The organism is Streptomyces sp. NPDC043685, assembly GCF_056436585.1.
On the sequence record NZ_JBWKCH010000007.1, the window covers coordinates 353351 to 372162 of the forward strand.

Here is an 18812-nt window from a genome sequence, read left to right on the forward strand (position 1 = left end):
GACGATCGTGCTCATTGCCGGGTTCCCCGCCGGGGCCTGGGGGACGAACTGCTACCTCGTCGCCCCCGCCGCCGGTGAGGAGTGCGTGATCATCGACCCCGGCCATCAGGCCGCCGACGGCGTCGAGGAAGCGATCAGGAAGCATCGCCTCAAGCCCGTGGCGGTCGTCCTCACCCACGGCCACATCGACCATGTCGCCTCGGTCGTCCCGGTGTGCGGCGCGCACGACGTGCCGGCCTGGATCCACCCCGAGGACCGGTACATGATGAGCGACCCCGAGAAGGCGATCGGCCGTTCCATCGGGATGCCGCTGCTGGGCGAGCTGACCGTGGGGGAGCCCGATGACGTCAAGGAGCTGGCCGACGGGGCGAAGCTGGAGCTGGCGGGCCTGGAGCTGTCCGTCGCGCACGCGCCCGGCCATACCAAGGGGTCGGTGACCTTCGGCATGCCCGAGGCGGCGGACATCCCGCCGATCCTGTTCTCGGGCGACCTGCTGTTCGCCGGCTCCATCGGACGCACCGACCTGCCCGGCGGTGACATGGCCGAGATCCTCGAGTCGCTGGCCCGTGTGTGCCTGCCGCTCGACGACTCGACCGTGGTGCTGTCCGGCCACGGCCCCCAGACGACCATCGGCCAGGAGCGCGCCACCAACCCGTATCTGCGGCAGGTGGCCGCCGGCCAGGGAGCATCCCCGGCTCCCCGACGAGGAATGTGACGAGACCTTCCGTGAGCACCTTCAAGGCCCCCAAGGGCACGTACGACCTGATCCCGCCGGACAGCGCCAAGTACCTCGCCGTCCGTGAGGCGATCGCCGCGCCGCTGCGCAACTCCGGCTACGGCTACATCGAGACGCCCGGCTTCGAGAACGTCGAGCTGTTCGCGCGCGGGGTCGGCGAGTCCACCGACATCGTGACCAAGGAGATGTACGCCTTCGAGACCAAGGGCGGCGACCAGCTCGCCCTGCGCCCCGAGGGCACGGCCTCCGTCCTGCGCGCGGCGCTGGAGGCCAACCTGCACAAGGCCGGCAACCTCCCGGTCAAGCTCTGGTACTCCGGCTCGTACTACCGCTACGAGCGCCCCCAGAAGGGCCGTTACCGCCACTTCTCCCAGGTCGGTGCCGAGGCGATCGGCGCGGAGGACCCGGCGCTGGACGCCGAGCTGATCATCCTGGCCGACCAGGCCTACCGCTCGCTGGGCCTGAGCGACTTCCGGATCCTGCTCAACAGCCTCGGCGACAAGGAGTGCCGCCCGGTGTACCGGTCGGCGCTCCAGGAGTTCCTGCGCGGCCTCGACCTCGACGAGGAGACCCTGCGCCGCGCGGACATCAACCCGCTGCGGGTCCTCGACGACAAGCGCCCGGAGGTTCAGAAGCAGCTGGCCGACGCCCCGCTGCTGCGCGACTACCTGTGCGACGCCTGCAAGGCGTACCACGAGGAGGTCCGTGAGCTGATCACGGCGGCGGGCGTGGCCTTCGAGGACGACCCGAAGCTGGTGCGCGGCCTGGACTACTACACCCGCACCACCTTCGAGTTCGTCCACGACGGCCTCGGCTCGCAGTCCGCGGTGGGCGGCGGCGGCCGCTACGACGGCCTCTCCGAGATGATCGGCGGTCCCGCGCTGCCGTCCGTCGGCTGGGCCCTCGGCGTCGACCGCACGGTCCTCGCCCTGGAGGCGGAGGGCGTCGAGCTCGAACTGCCCGCCACCACCAGCGTGTTCGCCGTCCCGCTCGGCGAGGAGGCCCGCCGCATCCTGTTCGCCAAGGTCACCGAACTGCGCAAGAACGGCATCGCGGCCGACTTCTCCTACGGCGGCAAGGGCCTCAAGGGCGCGATGAAGAACGCCAACCGCAGCGGCGCCCGCTACACGGTCGTCGCCGGCGAACGCGACCTCGCCGAGGGCGTCGTCCAGCTCAAGGACATGGAGTCGGGCGAGCAGACGGCGGTGGGCGTGAACGAGATCGTGGCGGAGCTGGAAGCCCGGCTCGGCTGAACACCTCGCACACCCTCCGTACACGAGGAAGGCGCCGGTCGTACGGCGCCTTCCTCACTGCTCCGGCAGTCCCAGCCGCAGGGCGCTGGTGACCGCCGCGGTCCGGTCGTCCACTCCCAGTTTGGCGAAGGCCCGCAGCAGGTGCGTCTTCACCGTCGACTCCCCGATGAACAGCCGCCGCCCGATCTCCGCGTTCGTGCAGCCCTCGGCCACCAGCCGCAGCACGGCCGTCTCACGCTCGGAGAGCCGTGGCCGTTGCGGCTTCGTCCTCAGCCGGTCGACCAGCCGGGCCGCCACCGACGGCGCCAGGACCGTCTCGCCGCGCGCGGCGGCCCGTACCGCCTCCGCGAGTTCCGCTCGCGGCAGGTCCTTCAGCAGATAGCCCGCGGCCCCCGCCTCCACCGCCCGCAGGATGTCCCGGTCCGTCTCGTACGTCGTCAGCACCATCACCCGTCAGCGAGTCGTCGGCGTACGCCAGCGACACGCCGACCGCCACCGGACTCCCCGCGTGCCTAGGACGTTGGCCAACGCCCCCTGGCAGCGCGCAGCGCGACCATCTCCGGCCAGGCGGGCGCGCCCCCGGCGACCAGGGCCCGGGCCTCGGCGAGACCGCGCCGGGCCGCCGGGTCGAAACCGGTCGTCGGCTCGGGAGGTCAGCGCCGGCGCCTGGACGTGGCGCTGGGTGTCATCGGGGGCCCTGAGCTGCTGCTCCTGGACGACAGCGCCTCGATCCGGCTGCCCGCCCTCGCCTCCAGACCGACCAGGGCGATGACCTCCTCCGGGTTGCGCGGCCGGGGGTAGTAGCGGGCGAAGTGCCGCACCGTCTCCGGGACCGTCAACTCGGCGGGCGCCGATTCGTCCTGCCAGACGATTCCGACACGTGAACGCCACGCGCGCGTGCCGGTAGCCGGATCCGCCCCGAGCACACCTCGCCCGCGTCCCGGTTCCGGTCGCCCTGGAGGATCTCCACCGGGGTGCTCTTGCCCGCGCCGTTGGGCCCGAGCAGGCCCGAACACCTCGCCCCGCCGGATGCCGAGATCGATGCCGTCGACGGCGGTCACGCCCCCGTAGCGCTTGCGCAGGCCCCGCACGTCCACGGCGAGTTCGTATCCCTGTGCTGTCATACGACGAGCGTCGGCCGGAACACGCCCCTCGGGGACGACCGGGCGGCCGCCCTTATGTCCACTGAACGGTGGACAGGGGCACCGGTGCGGCACAATGGCCCCTGCCCGAAGATGTTCAGGTCTCAAGTGACGGAATCGGCGTGATGAGCAAGACGACAGTCAAGGACGTCTCCACCGAGCCCGAGCCGGAGCGCGCCGAGATCGCGCCCCGCGCGGAGGGCGGCAGCCGGGCCCTCGCCCTGCTGCTGGTGATCACCGGCGCGGCCGGACTGCTCGCCGCGTGGGTCATCACGATCGACAAGTTCAAGATCCTCGAGGCCAAGGTCGCGGGCACGACGTTCACACCCGGGTGCAGCCTCAACCCGGTCGTCTCCTGCGGCAGCGTCATGGAGAGCAAGCAGGCCGCGGTCTTCGGCTTCCCGAACCCGATGCTCGGCCTCGTCGCCTACGGCATCGTCATCGGCGTCGGCATGAGCCTGCTCGCCCGCGCCCGCTTCCCGCGCTGGTACTGGCTCACCTTCAACGCCGGCTGCCTCTTCGGCGTGAGCTTCTGCGCCTGGCTGATGTTCCAGTCCCTGTACCGGATCAACGCGCTCTGCCTGTGGTGCAGCCTGGCCTGGGTCGCCACCATCCTGATGTTCTGGTACGTGACCTCGTTCAACATCCGCAAGGGCTTCCTGCCCGCCCCGACCTGGCTCAGGAGCTTCTTCGGCGAGTTCACCTGGGTCATGCCGGTGCTGCACATCGGCATCATCGGCATGCTGATCCTGACCCGCTGGTGGGACTTCTGGCTCAGCTGAGCCGGGCCGCTGCCGGGGCCGGCCGGACTGTCGGTGCCGTGAACTAGGGTTTCTGACGTGGAGCCCGACCTTTTCACCGCCGCCGCCGAAGAACGCCAGGAGAAGGAGCCGTCCAGCAGCCCCCTGGCGGTGCGGATGCGCCCGCGCACCCTCGACGAGGTCGTGGGCCAGCAGCACCTGCTGAAGCCGGGCTCCCCCCTGCGCAGACTGGTCGGGGAGGCCTCCGGCCCGGCCGGACCCTCCTCGGTGCTGCTGTGGGGCCCGCCCGGCACCGGCAAGACCACCCTGGCGTACGTCGTCTCCAAGGCGACCGACGCCCGCTTCGTGGAGCTCTCGGCGATCACCGCCGGCGTCAAGGAGGTCCGCGCGGTCATCGACGGCGCCCGCCGCGCCTCCGGCGGGTACGGCAAGGAGACCGTCCTCTTCCTCGACGAGATCCACCGCTTCAGCAAGGCCCAGCAGGACTCCCTGCTCCCGGCCGTCGAGAACCGCTGGGTGACGCTCATCGCGGCGACCACGGAGAACCCGTACTTCTCGGTGATCTCGCCCCTGCTGTCGCGCTCCCTGCTGCTCACCCTGGAACCGCTCACGGACGAGGACATCAGGAGCCTCGTCCGCCGCGCCCTGACCGACGAGCGGGGTCTCAAGGGCGCCGTCGCCCTCCCGGAGGACACCGAGAGCCACCTCCTGCGCATCGCCGGGGGCGACGCCCGCCGCGCCCTGACCGCCCTGGAGGCGGCCGCCGGGGCCGCCCTCGACAAGGGCGAGGCGGAGATCGGCCTGACGACCCTGGAGGAGACGGTCGACCGGGCCGCCGTGAAGTACGACCGCGACGGCGACCAGCACTACGACGTGGCCAGCGCCCTGATCAAGTCCATCCGGGGCTCCGACGTCGACGCCGCCCTGCACTACCTGGCCCGGATGATCGAGGCCGGTGAGGATCCCCGCTTCATCGCCCGGCGCCTGATGATCTCCGCCAGCGAGGACATCGGCCTGGCCGACCCGACCGCCCTGCAGACGGCCGTCGCCGCCGCCCAGGCCGTCGCCATGATCGGCTTCCCCGAGGCCGCCCTCACCCTCAGCCACGCCACGATCGCCCTGGCCCTCGCGCCCAAGTCCAACGCCGCGACCACCGCGATCGGCGCCGCCCTGGAGGACGTCCGCAAGGGCCACGGCGGACCCGTGCCCGCCCACCTGCGCGACAGCCACTACAAGGGCGCGACCAAGCTCGGCCACGGCCAGGGCTACGTCTACCCGCACGACCTGCCCGAGGGCATCGCGGCCCAGCAGTACGCGCCGGACGAGCTGAAGGACCGCGAGTACTACGAGCCGACCCGGCACGGCGCCGAGGCCCGCTACGCGGACGCCGTGGAGTGGACCCGGAAGAACCTCGGTCGAAAGCGGTCCTGAGCACCCTGTAAACTCGATCGGAGTGCCGCGTCCCGTGCAGTCAGAACGGGGCAGTCGGCCGGAGCCGGTCAGGGGCATGGTCCCCCGGCAGGCTCCAGGAGCGTCGCGCACCGTCGAACGGTGTCGCGGGCAGCCCACCACCATCCGTCGTACGACGGCACCGGTCGGTGGGCCACTCGCGTGCTGCACGTATGTGCCCAGACCAGGGGAGCGGCTGCCCACCGAGGTCCACCAGGACCGCGGCGGGTTTCCCCGGCTGCGGATGCGACCTCCCACAACCCTGACAAGCCGATACAACGAAAGCGAAAAACAGTGGCGAACCAGTCCCGCCCCAAGGTCAAGAAGTCGCGTGCCCTCGGCATCGCGCTGACCCCGAAGGCCGTCAAGTACTTCGAGGCCCGCCCCTACCCGCCGGGTGAGCACGGCCGTGGCCGCAAGCAGAACTCGGACTACAAGGTCCGTCTGCTCGAGAAGCAGCGTCTGCGCGCGCAGTACGACGTGTCCGAGCGCCAGCTCGTCCGCGCCTACGAGCGTGCCTCCAAGGTCCAGGGCAAGACCGGTGAGGCCCTGATCATCGAGCTCGAGCGCCGTCTCGACGCCCTGGTTCTGCGTTCGGGCATCGCCCGCACGATCTACCAGGCCCGCCAGATGGTCGTGCACGGCCACATCGCCGTCAACGGCAAGAAGGTCGACAAGCCCTCCTTCCGTGTCCGTCCGGACGACGTCGTGCAGGTCCGCGAGCGCTCCAAGGAGAAGACCCTCTTCACGATCGCTCGTGAGGGTGGCTTCGCCCCCGACGGTGAGACCCCGCGCTACCTCCAGGTGAACCTCAAGGCCCTGGCCTTCCGCCTGGACCGCGAGCCGAACCGCAAGGAGATCCCGGTGATCTGCGACGAGCAGCTCGTCGTCGAGTACTACGCCCGCTGATCCTCGGCAGGCACGCGGTACCTCAGCCCGCCGTCTCCCCACCTGTCCGGGTGGGCGAGGCGGCGGGCTTTCGCGATTCCCCAGCTCCCGCGCGGGAAACCGGTACGGAGCGCAACCTCCGGCGCGATAGGCTCGTCGCACGACTTTTTCGATGTTCAGGCACGTTTCAGGGAGCGGGTGCACACAGTGTCCGGTGGAGAGGTTGCCGGGATCCTGGTGGCCGTGTTCTGGGCGATCCTGGTCTCCTTCCTCGCCGTCGCCCTGGCGAGGGTGGCCCAGACGCTCAAGGCGACCACCAAGCTCGTGGCGGACGTGACCGATCAGGCCGTCCCGCTGCTGGCCGACGCGTCCGCGGCGGTGCGCTCCGCGCAGACCCAGATCGACCGGGTCGACTCGATCGCCTCCGACGTCCAGGAGGTCACGTCGAACGCCTCCGCACTGTCGACCACCGTCGCCTCCACCTTCGGCGGCCCCCTGGTCAAGGTCGCGGCCTTCGGCTACGGCGTGCGCCGGGCCCTGGGCGGCCGCAAGGAGGACGTGCCCGCCAAGGCGTCCAGGCGCACCGTGATCGTGGGCCGTACGGTCACCCGGCGCAGCGCCCGAGGGAAGAGGGACTGAGAGCCAGCGATGTTCCGCCGCACCTTCTGGTTCACCACGGGCGTCGCCGCCGGTGTGTGGGCCACCACCAAGGTCAATCGCAAGCTGAAGCAGCTGACCCCCGAGAGCCTCGCGAGAACCGCGGGCAACAAGGCGCTCGAGGCCGGTCACCGCATCAAGGACCGTGCCGTCGGCTTCGCGCTCGACGTCCGCGACAACATGGCCGTGCGCGAGGCCGAACTGAGCGACGCCCTCGGCATCAACGAGAACCCCGAGCTTCCCGCACCCCGGCGTCACATCGCCATCGAGAACCGCAACCACCCGAAGTACGTCGAGGGTTCGACGTACCAGACGTACCCGTACAACCGGAATGAGGACCACTGATGGAGTCGGCTGAGATTCGCCGCCGCTGGTTGAGCTTCTTCGAGGAGCGCGGTCACACCGTCGTCCCTTCGGCGTCGCTCATCGCGGACGACCCGACTCTGCTCCTCGTCCCGGCCGGCATGGTGCCCTTCAAGCCCTACTTCCTCGGCGAGGTCAAGCCGCCCTTCAGCCGCGCCACCAGCGTGCAGAAGTGCGTGCGCACGCCGGACATCGAGGAGGTCGGCAAGACCACCCGGCACGGCACGTTCTTCCAGATGTGCGGCAACTTCTCCTTCGGCGACTACTTCAAGGAAGGCGCCATCAAGCTCGCCTGGGAGCTGCTCACCAGCGCCCAGGACAAGGGCGGTTACGGCCTCGACCCCGAGCGCCTGTGGATCACCGTCTACAAGGACGACGACGAGGCCGAGCGCATCTGGCACGAGGTCGTCGGTGTGCCGAAGGAGCGCATCCAGCGCCTCGGCATGAAGGACAACTACTGGTCCATGGGCGTCCCCGGCCCCTGCGGCCCCTGCTCCGAGATCAACTACGACCGCGGCCCCGAGTTCGGCGCCGAGGGCGGCCCCGCCGTCAACGACGAGCGGTACGTGGAGATCTGGAACCTCGTCTTCATGCAGTACGAGCGGGGCGAGGGCATCGGCAAGGACAACTTCGAGATCCTCGGCGACCTGCCCAGCAAGAACATCGACACCGGCCTCGGCCTCGAGCGTCTCGCCATGATTCTGCAGGGCGTGCAGAACATGTACGAGATCGACACCTCGATGGCCGTCATCAACAAGGCCACCGAGCTGACCGGCGTCCGCTACGGCGACGCCCACGCCTCGGACGTCTCCCTGCGCGTGGTCACCGACCACATGCGCACCTCCGTGATGCTCATCGGCGACGGCGTCACCCCCGGCAACGAGGGCCGCGGCTACGTGCTGCGCCGCATCATGCGCCGCGCCATCCGCAACATGCGCCTGCTCGGCGCCACCGGTCCGGTCGTGAAGGACCTGATCGACACCGTGATCGAGATGATGGGCCAGCAGTACCCCGAGCTCATCACCGACCGCGAGCGCATCGAGAAGGTCGCCGTCGCCGAGGAGAACGCCTTCCTCAAGACGCTGAAGGCCGGCACCAACATCCTCGACACGGCCGTCACCGACACCAAGGCCGCCGGCGGCACCGTCCTGCCCGGCGACAAGGCCTTCCTGCTCCACGACACCTGGGGCTTCCCGATCGACCTCACCCTGGAGATGGCCGCCGAGCAGGGCCTGTCCGTGGACGAGGACGGCTTCCGGCGCCTGATGAAGGAGCAGCGGGAGCGCGCCAAGGCCGACGCCCAGGCCAAGAAGACCGGCCACGCCGGCGCCGGCGCCTACCGCGAGATCGCCGACCAGGCCGGTGCCACCGACTTCGTCGGCTACACCGACACCGAGAGCGAGTCCACGATCGTCGGCATCCTCGTCGACGGCGCCTCCTCCCCGGCCGCCACCGAGGGCGACGAGGTCGAGATCGTCCTCGACCGCACCCCGTTCTACGCCGAGGGCGGCGGCCAGATCGGCGACACCGGCCGCATCAAGGTCGACACCGGTGCCGTCATCGAGATCCGCGACTGCCAGAAGCCGGTCCCGGGCGTCTACGTCCACAAGGGCGTCGTCCAGGTCGGCGAGGTGACCGTCGGTGCCAAGGCTCACGCCTCGATCGACGACCGCCGCCGCAAGGCCATCGCCCGTGCCCACTCGGCCACGCACCTGACCCACCAGGCCCTGCGCGACGCTCTCGGCCCGACGGCCGCCCAGGCCGGTTCCGAGAACCAGCCCGGCCGCTTCCGCTTCGACTTCGGTTCCCCGTCCGCCGTTCCGACGGCCGTGATGACCGATGTCGAGCAGAAGATCAACGAGGTGCTCGCCCGCGACCTCGACGTCCGCGCCGACGTCATGGGCATCGACGAGGCCAAGAAGCAGGGCGCCATCGCCGAGTTCGGCGAGAAGTACGGCGAGCGCGTGCGTGTCGTGACCATCGGCGACTTCTCCAAGGAGCTGTGCGGCGGCACCCACGTGCACAACACCGCCCAGCTCGGCCTGGTGAAGCTGCTCGGCGAGTCCTCCATCGGCTCCGGTGTGCGCCGGATCGAGGCCCTGGTCGGCGTGGACGCCTACAACTTCCTCGCCCGGGAGCACACGGTCGTCGCCCAGCTCCAGGAGCTGATCAAGGGCCGCCCGGAGGAGCTCCCGGAGAAGGTCTCCGCCATGCTCGGCAAGCTGAAGGACGCCGAGAAGGAGATCGAGAAGTTCCGCGCCGAGAAGGTCCTCCAGGCCGCCGCCGGTCTCGCCGAGTCCGCCAAGGACATCCGCGGCATTGCTGTCGTGACCGGCCAGGTCCCGGACGGCACCACCGCCGACGACCTGCGCAAGCTCGTCCTTGACGTGCGCGGACGCATCCAGGGCGGCCGGGCGGCCGTCGTCGCTCTCTTCACAGTGGTGAACGGAAAGCCGCTCACGGTGATCGCCACCAACGAGGCCGCCCGCGAGCGTGGCCTCAAGGCCGGCGACCTGGTGCGCGCGGCTGCCAAGACCCTCGGCGGCGGCGGTGGCGGAAAGCCGGACGTCGCCCAGGGCGGCGGCCAGAACCCGGCCGCCATCGGTGACGCCGTGGACGCCGTGGAGCGTCTGGTCACCGAGACCGCCAAGTAAGAGACGGGTCGGACAGCATGCGCAGAGGACGTCGACTCGCGATCGACGTCGGGGACGCCCGCATCGGGGTCGCCTCGTGCGACCCCGACGGGATCCTCGCCACCCCGGTCGAGACGGTCCCGGGGCGTGACATCCCCGCGGCTCAGCGACGGTTGAAGCAACTCGTCGAGGAGTACGAGCCCATCGAGGTGGTGGTCGGTCTCCCGCGCTCCCTCAAGGGAGGCGAGGGCCCGGCCGCGGTCAAGGTCCGGGGCTTCACCCAGGAACTGGCCCGCCTGATCTCCCCGGTTCCGGTCCGACTCGTCGACGAACGCATGACGACGGTGACGGCCAGTCAGGGACTGCGTGCCTCGGGCGTGAAGTCCAAGAAGGGCCGGTCGGTCATCGACCAGGCGGCAGCGGTGATCATCCTGCAACAGGCCCTCGAATCCGAACGGGTGTCAGGTAAAGCACCCGGCGAAGGCGTCGAAGTGGTCATCTGATCGCGATACGGTAACGTTCCGCGCGATGCGACGGCATTCGAACAGCCGCCGCACAGCAAAGAGGCGGGACGGGAGCCGGGGCCGGAAGCCGCGCCACCGCCGCCTCGCGGCTCTAGGGGATCGATGACTGAGTATGGCCGGGGCCAAGGCTCCGAACCGTGGCATCCCGAGGACCCGTTGTACGGGGACGGCGGATGGGAGGGGCAGCAGGCCCAGCAGGGTCAGCAGTCCCCGTACGGCGGCCAGCCGCAGCACTACCCGCAGCAGCCGCAGTACGGTGACTGGGGCACCGGTGACCAGGGCGGATACGGTCAGGAGCAGCAGAACCCGTACGACCAGCAGTACGTGGCGCAGGCCCACCCGCACCAGCAGTACCCGGGGCAGCCGGACCACGGACACCAGCAGGCCCAGGGCTACCACCAGCAGCCGTACGACAACGGCGGCTGGGCCGGCGAACCGCAGCAGCAGGTCTCGTACCCCGGTGATCCCCAGGACCCTTACGGGCAGCAGGCCGGTGCGTACGGAGAGGGCCGGCAGGACTACTACGGCACCCCCGACGCGTACCCGCCCCCCGAGCCGCCCGGCCGGCGTGGGGTCGAGCCCGCATCGGAACCGGAGACCGACTGGGACCCCGGACCCGACCAGGGCGAACACGCCTTCTTCGCGGGCGGGGACGACGATGACGACCGTGACGAGCCCGACGGGCGTCGCGGCCGCGACGACAAGCGGGGACGCGGCGGCAAACCGAAGAAGCGCCGCAACGGCATGGCCTGCCTGCTGGTCGCGGTGCTCCTCGGCGGCGGCCTGGCCGGTGTCGGCTACTTCGGCTACCAGTTCTACCAGGATCGTTTCGGCGACGCCCCGGACTACGCGGGGGACGGCAACGGGCAGCAGGTGACGGTCGAGATCCCCGAGGGAGCACTCGGGTACAAGATCGGTCAGGTGCTGAAGAACGCGGGGGTCGTCAAGAGCGTCGACGCCTTCGTCGCCGCCCAGCAGAGCAACCCCGACGGCAAGAGCATCCAGGACGGCGTGTACACGCTGCAGAAGCAAATGTCGGCCGACAGTGCGGTCGAACTGATGCTCAGTCCCAAGAGCCGCGACAACCTGATCATCGCCGAGGGCAAGCGCAACGCCGACGTCTACCGCCTCATCGACAAGCGGCTGGGCGTCAAGGCGGGCACCACCGAGGCGGTCGCCGAGAAGGACTACAAGAAGCTCGGCCTGCCCGCCTGGGCGCAGAACCACCCGAACGTCAGGGATCCGCTCGAAGGGTTCCTCTACCCGTCCAGCTACGGCGTCAGCAAGGGGCAGAAGCCCGAGGCCGTGCTCAAGCAGATGGTGGCCCGGGCCACCGCGGCGTACGAGAAGGCCGGCGTCGAGAAGAAGGCCAAGAGCCTGGGACTCGAGAACCCGTGGCAGCTCGTCACCGTCGCGAGCCTCGTCCAGGCCGAGGGCAAGACGCACGACGACTTCCGGAAGATGGCCGAGGTGGTCTACAACCGCCTCAAGCCCACCAACACGGAGACCAACCAGCTGCTCCAGTTCGACTCGACCTTCAACTACCTGAAGAACCAGAGCAACATCCACATCAGTGAATCCGAGATCAACAGCAACAAGGACCCGTACAACACGTACACCAACAAGGGCCTGCCGCCGGGGCCGATCGACAACCCCGGGGACGTCGCCTTGCGGGCGGCCCTGAATCCGACGAAGGACGGCTGGATCTACTTCGTGGCGACCGACGGTGTGCACAAGACCGAGTTCGCCAAGGACTATGCGCAGTTCCAGAAGCTCAAGAGGAAGTTCGATGCCAGCACAGGCAACTGACGCCCGCCGTGCCGCGGTGCTCGGCAGCCCCATCGCCCACTCCCTTTCCCCGGTCCTGCACCGCGCGGCCTACCAGGAGCTGGGCCTGGAAGGCTGGACCTACGACAGGTTCGAGGTCGACGAGGCCGGGCTGCCCGGGTTCTTCGAGGCGCTCGGGCCCGAGTGGGCCGGGCTCTCGCTGACCATGCCGCTGAAGCGGGCCGTGATCCCGCTGCTCGACGAGATCAGCGACACCGCCGCCTCGGTCGACGCGGTCAACACCGTCATCCGCACCGAGGACGGCCGCAGCATCGGTGACAACACCGACATCCCCGGCATGGTCGCCGCCCTGCGTGAGCACGGCATCGACAAGGTCGACGCCGCCGCCGTGCTCGGCGCCGGCGCCACCGCCTCCTCCGCGCTGGCCGCGCTCTCCCGGATCTGCCCGGGCGAGATCGCCGTCTACGTGCGCAGCGAGGCCCGGGCCGCCGAGATGCGGCAGTGGGCCGAGCGGCTCGACATCACCGTGCGCATCGCCGACTGGGCGGACGCCGAGCAGGCCCTGCGTGCCCCCCTGGTGATCAGCACCACCCCGACCGGTGTCACCGACACCCTCGCGCGGTCCGTACCGGAACGACCGGCGGCCCTCTTCGACGTCCTCTACGACCCCTGGCCCACCGACCTCGCCGCCCGCTGGTCGGCGTACGGCGGTGCCGTGGTCAGCGGCCTCGACCTGCTGGTGCACCAGGCCGTGCTCCAGGTCGAGCAGATGACGGGGCGGGGCCCCGCACCCCTGGATGCCATGAGAAAAGCGGGCGAGCGGGCTCTCGCCGCCCGCTAAGATCCGCTCTCGGTTCCGCAGGGGGCGGAACAGGGGAGGGGAACGTCCGTCATGTCCACAGGCCTGCCTCAGGCGTCCGTCAAGTCCCAGATATTCGAGTCCCTGCTCGGATTCCTGCCCGACTGGGTGCAGATCACGGTCCTGGCCCTGATCGTGGCCGCCGTCGTGGCGTCCTGGGTCGTCAAGATCAAGCGCAAGATCGCCTACCGGCGGGCCGTCCGCGCGGGGCAGCCGGTCCACGCCGCCGCCCAGTACGGACAGGGGCGCGGTGCGGACTACCTGGGGCAGTACGCGCCGCAGCAGACGCAGCCGGCCCGGCAGCAGGGCAGCGGGGCCGACCACCTGGGCGCCTACGCGCCGCAGCAGGCCGCGCCCGCGCCGCAGTCCAGCGGTGCCGACTTCCTCGGGGCGTACGCGCCGCAGCAGCGCCAGGGGGAGGGTCCGTCCGCGAACGCGTCCGCTTGATGGACCGGCCGCAGGGCACAGGGCCCCGGCGTGGGAGGATCGGAGACGGCGGACCGGGCCGCGCACCCGGTCGTGCCGTCGCCGTACGCGACGAGGCGCGTACGCAGGGCAGTACCGAGGCGCGAGCACTGAGGAGCACCGTTGAGCAGGTTGCGCTGGCTGACCGCGGGGGAGTCCCACGGTCCCGCACTCGTGGCGACGCTGGAGGGTCTTCCCGCCGGCGTGCCGATCACCACGGACATGGTGGCGGACCATCTCGCGAGGCGGCGCCTGGGCTATGGACGCGGCGCCCGGATGAAGTTCGAGCGCGACGAGGTCACCTTCCTCGGCGGCGTCCGGCACGGCCTCACCCTCGGCTCCCCGGTCGCGATCATGGTGGGCAACACCGAGTGGCCCAAGTGGGAACAGGTCATGGCCGCCGACCCGGTCGACCCGGAGATCCTCGACGGGCTCGCCCGCAACGCCCCGCTGACGCGCCCGCGGCCCGGCCACGCCGACCTCGCCGGCATGCAGAAGTACGGCTTCGACGAGGCCCGGCCGATCCTGGAGCGCGCCTCCGCCCGTGAGACGGCCGCGCGGGTCGCCCTGGGCGCGGTGGCCCGGTCCTACCTCAAGGAGACGGCCGGCGTCGAGATCGTCAGCCACGTCGTGGAACTGGCCGCCGCGAAGGCGCCGCGGGGCGTCTACCCGACCCCGGCCGACGTCGAGAAGCTGGACGCCGACCCCGTGCGCTGCCTGGACGCCGACGCCTCGAAGGCGATGGTCGCCGAGATCGACCAGGCCCACAAGGACGGCGACACCCTCGGCGGCGTGGTCGAGATCCTGGCGTACGGCGTGCCGGTCGGCCTCGGTTCGCATGTGCACTGGGACCGCAAGCTGGACGCCCGCCTGGCCGGTGCCCTCATGGGCATCCAGGCGATCAAGGGCGTCGAGATCGGTGACGGTTTCGAGCTGGCGCGGGTGCCCGGCTCCAAGGCGCACGACGAGATCGTGAAGACGGACGACGGCATCCGCCGCACCTCCGGCCGCTCCGGCGGCACCGAGGGCGGCCTGACCACCGGCGAGCTGCTGCGGGTCCGCGCGGCGATGAAGCCGATCGCGACCGTGCCGCGCGCCCTGCAGACCGTGGACGTCACCACCGGCGAGCCGGCCCAGGCCCACCACCAGCGCTCCGACGTGTCCGCGGTCCCGGCCGCCGGCATCGTCGCCGAGGCCATGGTGGCCCTGGTGCTCGCGGACGCCGTGGCGGAGAAGTTCGGTGGCGACTCGGTGACCGAGACCCGCCGCAACGTGACGTCGTACCTCGACAACCTCGCCATCCGATGAGCGGTCCCCTGGTCGTCCTGGTCGGCCCGATGGGCGTGGGCAAGTCCACCGTCGGGCAGCTGCTGGCCGAACGGCTCGGCGTCTCCTACCGGGACACTGACGACGACATCGTCGCCGAACAGGGCCGGACCATCGCCGAGATCTTCGTCGACGACGGCGAGTCCGCCTTCCGCGCGATCGAGAAGGCGGCGGTGCACCGGGCGATCGCCGGGCACGACGGGATCCTGGCCCTGGGCGGCGGCGCGATCCTCGACGACGGCACCCGCGCGCTGCTCGCCGGGCAGCGCGTGGCGTACCTGTCGATGGACGTCGAGGAGGCGGTCAAGCGCACCGGCCTCAACGCGGCCCGGCCGCTGCTCGCGGTCAACCCGCGCAAGCAGTGGCGCGAGCTGATGGAGGCCCGCCGCCACCTGTACGAGGAGGTCGCCACGGCCGTGGTCCCCACCGACGGCCGGACCCCCGAAGAGGTCACCGAAGCCGTCCTGGACGCACTGGAGTTGAAGGAAGCATGAGCGAGGCAGTGACGCGGATCCAGGTCGGCGGCACGGCGGGCACCGACCCGTACGAGGTGCTGGTCGGCCGGCAACTGCTCGGCGAACTCGCCGGGTTGATCGGCGACAAGGCCAAGCGGGTGGCGATCGTCCACCCCGAGGCGCTGGCCGAGACCGGTGACGCGCTGCGCGCCGACCTGGCCGAGCAGGGCTACGAGGCGGTCGCCGTCCAGGTGCCCAACGCTGAGGAGGCCAAGACCGCCGAGGTCGCCGCCTACTGCTGGAAGGCGCTGGGGCAGTCCGGGTTCACCCGCACGGACGTCATCGTCGGCGTCGGCGGCGGCGCGACCACGGACCTCGCCGGGTTCGTGGCGGCCACCTGGCTGCGCGGAGTGCGCTGGATCGCCATTCCGACCACCGTGCTCGCCATGGTCGACGCGGCCGTCGGCGGCAAGACCGGCATCAACACCTCCGAGGGCAAGAACCTCGTCGGCGCCTTCCACCCGCCCGCCGGTGTGCTCTGCGACCTGGCCGCGCTGGAGTCCCTCCCGGTCAACGACTACGTCTCCGGACTCGCCGAGGTCATCAAGGCCGGCTTCATCGCCGACCCGGTGATCCTGGAGCTCATCGAGTCCGACCCCGAGGCCGCCCGCACCCCGGCCGGTCCGCACACCGCCGAGCTGATCGAGCGCTCCATCCGGGTCAAGGCCGACGTCGTCTCGTCGGACCTGAAGGAGTCCGGCCTGCGCGAGATCCTCAACTACGGGCACACCCTCGGCCACGCCATCGAGAAGAACGAGCGCTACAAGTGGCGGCACGGCGCGGCCGTCTCGGTCGGCATGCACTTCGCCGCCGAACTGGGCCGTCTGGCGGGCCGGCTGGACGACGCGACGGCCGACCGCCACCGCACCATCCTCGAAGCGGTCGGACTGCCCCTGCACTACCGGCACGACCAGTGGCCCAAGCTGCTGGAGACCATGAAGGTCGACAAGAAGTCCCGCGGCGACCTGCTGCGCTTCATCGTCCTCGACGGTCTGGCCAAGCCCACGGTCCTGGAAGGACCCGACCCCGCCGTGCTGCTCGCCGCCTACGGCGAAGTGGGCCAGTAAGTCCACCGGCGCTCGTTCCGCCCGAAATCACCCTGCGGGCCGGGCACTTCGGGCCGCCCCCGGCCGTTCACACATCGACGACCGGGGGCGGTACCGTTCGGACGGGGGTGCCCCCACGCCCTTTAGGCTGTGGGGGAAAGCGGGCTCCCCCCGCTGTCAGCGCCCATCGCCTGTACGAGACGGAGTGGCACCGGATGCAGCACGCAGTGGGTTCTCCGCTGCCACCGCCCCACCGACCGGGGCACGGACCGGCCGGCGGCTGGTCGTCGGCCGCACATCACCCGGTTCCGCCGAACCCGGGAGCGCACCAGGGCTCCGCGCCCGTGCCCCCGCCGCTTCCGGCACCGGGCTATCCGGCGCCCCCGCCCGGACCGGCCGCGGCCATGCCGCCCTCCGGCCCGCCGGTGCCGGAGACCACCGGCCATGTGCCGCTGCCGCCCGGCGGTCCGGTCGCCATGCCGACGGCCCCGCCCGCCGCGGCGGCCTCCGATCCCACCGCCACGACGCTCGCGGTGCTGCTCATCGGCCCCGCGGGTGCGGGCAAGACCAGCGTGGCCAAGTTCTGGGCGGACCACCGCCGGGTGCCCACCGCCCACATCAGCCTCGACGACGTCCGCGAGTGGGTCCGCTCCGGCTTCGCCGACCCGCAGTCCGGGTGGAACGACAACTCCGAGGCCCAGTACCGCCTGGCCCGCCGCACCTGCGGCTTCGCGGCGCGCAACTTCCTGGCCAACGGCATCTCGTGCATCCTCGACGACGCGGTCTTCCCCGACCGCCCGGTCGTCGGCCTCGGCGGCTGGAAGCGCCATGTGGGACCCGGCCTGCTGCCGGTCGTCCTGCTGCCCGGGCTGGACATCGTCCTGGAACGCAACGCGGAGCGCTCGGGCAACCGGCGGCTGTCGGACGAGGAGGTCGCCCGCATCCACGGCCGTATGGCCGGGTGGTACGGGTCCGGCCTGCCGATCATCGACAACTCCCAGCTGGACGTCCCGGAGACGGCGAGGGTCCTGGACGACGTCCTGGCCCGCTCCATCGCCAGCCCACCCCAGTGGTGAACGCCCCTCAGTCGAGCGCCCCATAGGGGCGCGGGGAACTGCGCGACCAGCCCCCACCCAGCCGCGGACGGCACACGCCCCCGCGCGGCACGCCCCCTCCCGAAACAGCACCCCAACCCACCCTGACAAACCGGGCACCGCCCACTCAGACCCCCTCAACCAGCGCAAAACCGGCGGAGCCCATACGCTCGGGTCATGTCAGAGGTGTACGCGGCCCGCCGGACGCGTCTGAGGGAATACTGCAACGCGGGCGGCAGCGCGGCGGCGCTGGTCTCCCGCCCCGCCAATGTGCGCTATCTCGCGGGCGCGGCCCCGCACGGCGCCGTCCTCCTGCTCGGCAGGACCGAGGAACAGGACCTCCTGGTGTGCGCCGGCCCGACGGCCGACCGCCCGGCCCAGGAGCGCCCCGACGAGGCCCTGCGCGTACAGCTCCTGCCCGGAGTCGGCGGGGGTGATACGGCCGTCGCGGCCGCCCGCCTCGCCGACGGCCAGGGCGCCGACTCGCTCGCCGTGGAGGAGCACCACCTCACCGTGGCCCGGCACCGGGCGGTCGGCTCGGTCGCCCCCCGGCTGCGCCTGGCGGGCCTCGGCAAGGCCGTCGAGCAGCTCAGGGTCGTCAAGGACGAGGAGGAGATCTCCTGTCTGCGCATCGGCGCCGAGATCGCCGACCAGGCCCTGGGCGAACTGCTGGAGTCGATCCTCGTCGGCCGCACCGAGCGTCATCTCGCCCTGGAACTGGAGCGACGGCTCGTGGACCACGGGGCGGACGGGCCGGCTTTCCCGACGTCCGTCGGCACCGGGCCGAACGCCGGGCGTCCCGGACACCGGCCCACCGACCGCCGCGTCGAGGAGGGCGACTTCCTCTCCGTGTGCCTCGGCGCGACGTACCGCGGATACCGCTGCGAGATCGGCCGCACCTTCGTCATCGGCACCGCGCCCGCGGACTGGCAGATCGAGCTGTACGACCTGGTCTTCGCCGCCCAGCGCGCCGGGCGTGAGAGCCTGGTTCCCGGCGCCGCCTGCCGGGACGTCGACCGCGCCGCCCGTCAGGTCCTGGACTCCGCGGGGTACACGGAGGGCCTCACGATCCTGACCGGACACGGTGTCGGGCTCGAAATCGACGAGGACCCTCAATTGAGTCCCGCGGCCATGGGTAAACTGGACGCTTGCGTGCCGGTCACCGTCGAACCGGGGGTCCACCTCCCGGGCCGGGGCGGTGTCAGGATCGATGACACGCTCGTCGTCCGCCCCGAGGCGGACGGCGGACCCGAGCTACTCACCATCACGACCAAGGAGCTGCTCGCCCTGTAGCCAGGCAGGCGCGTGCACCG

General features: G+C 71.0%; 17 protein-coding genes and 2 pseudogenes. 17 read left to right on the top strand and 2 right to left on the bottom strand.

The window, feature by feature from the left end; translation table 11 throughout:
• The first annotated feature begins 7 nt into the window (after positions 1 to 7).
• Together AC0665_RS24800 and hisS are read left to right on the top strand one after the other, a co-directional pair.
• The gene (locus tag AC0665_RS24800; protein ID WP_468410188.1) at positions 8 to 715 is read left to right on the top strand and encodes an MBL fold metallo-hydrolase; all 708 of its coding nucleotides are present in this window, start codon (positions 8 to 10) and stop codon (positions 713 to 715) included.
• 11 nt (positions 716 to 726) lie between these two features.
• Entirely contained in the window at positions 727 to 1989 is a 1263-nt protein-coding gene (hisS, locus tag AC0665_RS24805; RefSeq protein ID WP_363121098.1) for a histidine--tRNA ligase, read from the top strand.
• 54 nt (positions 1990 to 2043) lie between these two features.
• Here hisS and AC0665_RS24810 read toward each other — a convergent pair.
• Together AC0665_RS24810 and AC0665_RS24815 are read right to left on the bottom strand one after the other, a co-directional pair.
• Positions 2044 to 2442, bottom strand: a pseudogene (locus tag AC0665_RS24810) (LuxR C-terminal-related transcriptional regulator); the annotation flags it as partial.
• A 128-nt stretch (positions 2443 to 2570) separates the two neighbouring features.
• Positions 2571 to 3113 (bottom strand): annotated as a pseudogene (locus AC0665_RS24815) (ATP-binding cassette domain-containing protein); the annotation flags it as partial.
• Between the two features lie 143 nt (positions 3114 to 3256).
• On the opposite strand from AC0665_RS24815, the gene AC0665_RS24820 reads away from it, so the two are divergent.
• The 15 genes from AC0665_RS24820 (at position 3257) to AC0665_RS24890 (ending at position 18792) form a co-directional block, all read left to right on the top strand.
• Positions 3257 to 3913 (top strand): vitamin K epoxide reductase family protein, encoded by a 657-nt coding sequence (locus AC0665_RS24820; RefSeq protein WP_478606416.1) that lies wholly within the window; start codon positions 3257 to 3259, stop codon positions 3911 to 3913.
• A gap of 57 nt (positions 3914 to 3970) precedes the next feature.
• A complete protein-coding gene (locus AC0665_RS24825; RefSeq protein WP_478705791.1) occupies positions 3971 to 5323 on the top strand; it encodes a replication-associated recombination protein A in 1353 nt (450 codons plus the stop codon).
• Between the two features lie 312 nt (positions 5324 to 5635).
• On the top strand, positions 5636 to 6250 hold the full coding sequence (gene rpsD / locus AC0665_RS24830) for a 30S ribosomal protein S4 (RefSeq protein WP_010046470.1): 615 nt from the start codon (positions 5636 to 5638) through the stop codon (positions 6248 to 6250).
• Positions 6251 to 6427: 177 nt separating this feature from the next.
• Entirely contained in the window at positions 6428 to 6868 is a 441-nt protein-coding gene (locus AC0665_RS24835; protein WP_079128891.1) for a DUF948 domain-containing protein, read from the top strand.
• Positions 6869 to 6877: 9 nt separating this feature from the next.
• Positions 6878 to 7231: a hypothetical protein gene (locus AC0665_RS24840; protein ID WP_363121105.1), complete on the top strand. Its 354-nt coding sequence runs from the start codon at positions 6878 to 6880 to the stop codon at positions 7229 to 7231.
• Positions 7231 to 9903, top strand: coding sequence for an alanine--tRNA ligase (alaS, locus tag AC0665_RS24845; protein ID WP_366050850.1), 2673 nt, complete (start codon positions 7231 to 7233; stop codon positions 9901 to 9903). Before AC0665_RS24840 ends, alaS begins: the two co-directional genes overlap by 1 nt.
• 17 nt (positions 9904 to 9920) lie before the next feature.
• On the top strand, positions 9921 to 10385 hold the full coding sequence (ruvX, locus tag AC0665_RS24850) for a Holliday junction resolvase RuvX (RefSeq protein ID WP_468410168.1): 465 nt from the start codon (positions 9921 to 9923) through the stop codon (positions 10383 to 10385).
• Positions 10386 to 10508: 123 nt separating this feature from the next.
• The gene (mltG, locus tag AC0665_RS24855; protein WP_478705792.1) at positions 10509 to 12215 is read left to right on the top strand and encodes an endolytic transglycosylase MltG; all 1707 of its coding nucleotides are present in this window, start codon (positions 10509 to 10511) and stop codon (positions 12213 to 12215) included.
• A complete protein-coding gene (locus tag AC0665_RS24860; protein WP_478606410.1) occupies positions 12196 to 13035 on the top strand; it encodes a shikimate dehydrogenase in 840 nt (279 codons plus the stop codon). Before mltG ends, AC0665_RS24860 begins: the two co-directional genes overlap by 20 nt.
• A 51-nt stretch (positions 13036 to 13086) precedes the next feature.
• The gene (locus AC0665_RS24865) at positions 13087 to 13500 is read left to right on the top strand and encodes a hypothetical protein (protein WP_478705793.1); all 414 of its coding nucleotides are present in this window, start codon (positions 13087 to 13089) and stop codon (positions 13498 to 13500) included.
• 141 nt (positions 13501 to 13641) lie between these two features.
• A complete protein-coding gene (gene aroC / locus AC0665_RS24870) occupies positions 13642 to 14826 on the top strand; it encodes a chorismate synthase (protein ID WP_468410160.1) in 1185 nt (394 codons plus the stop codon).
• On the top strand, positions 14823 to 15338 hold the full coding sequence (locus AC0665_RS24875) for a shikimate kinase (protein WP_478606408.1): 516 nt from the start codon (positions 14823 to 14825) through the stop codon (positions 15336 to 15338). Before aroC ends, AC0665_RS24875 begins: the two co-directional genes overlap by 4 nt.
• Entirely contained in the window at positions 15335 to 16426 is a 1092-nt protein-coding gene (gene aroB / locus AC0665_RS24880; protein ID WP_363121113.1) for a 3-dehydroquinate synthase, read from the top strand. Before AC0665_RS24875 ends, aroB begins: the two co-directional genes overlap by 4 nt.
• Positions 16427 to 16620: 194 nt before the next feature.
• The gene (locus AC0665_RS24885) at positions 16621 to 17481 is read left to right on the top strand and encodes a Pro-rich N-terminal domain-containing protein (protein WP_468410154.1); all 861 of its coding nucleotides are present in this window, start codon (positions 16621 to 16623) and stop codon (positions 17479 to 17481) included.
• A gap of 195 nt (positions 17482 to 17676) precedes the next feature.
• Positions 17677 to 18792, top strand: coding sequence for an aminopeptidase P family protein (locus tag AC0665_RS24890; protein ID WP_478606405.1), 1116 nt, complete (start codon positions 17677 to 17679; stop codon positions 18790 to 18792).
• Positions 18793 to 18812: the final 20 nt, after the last annotated feature.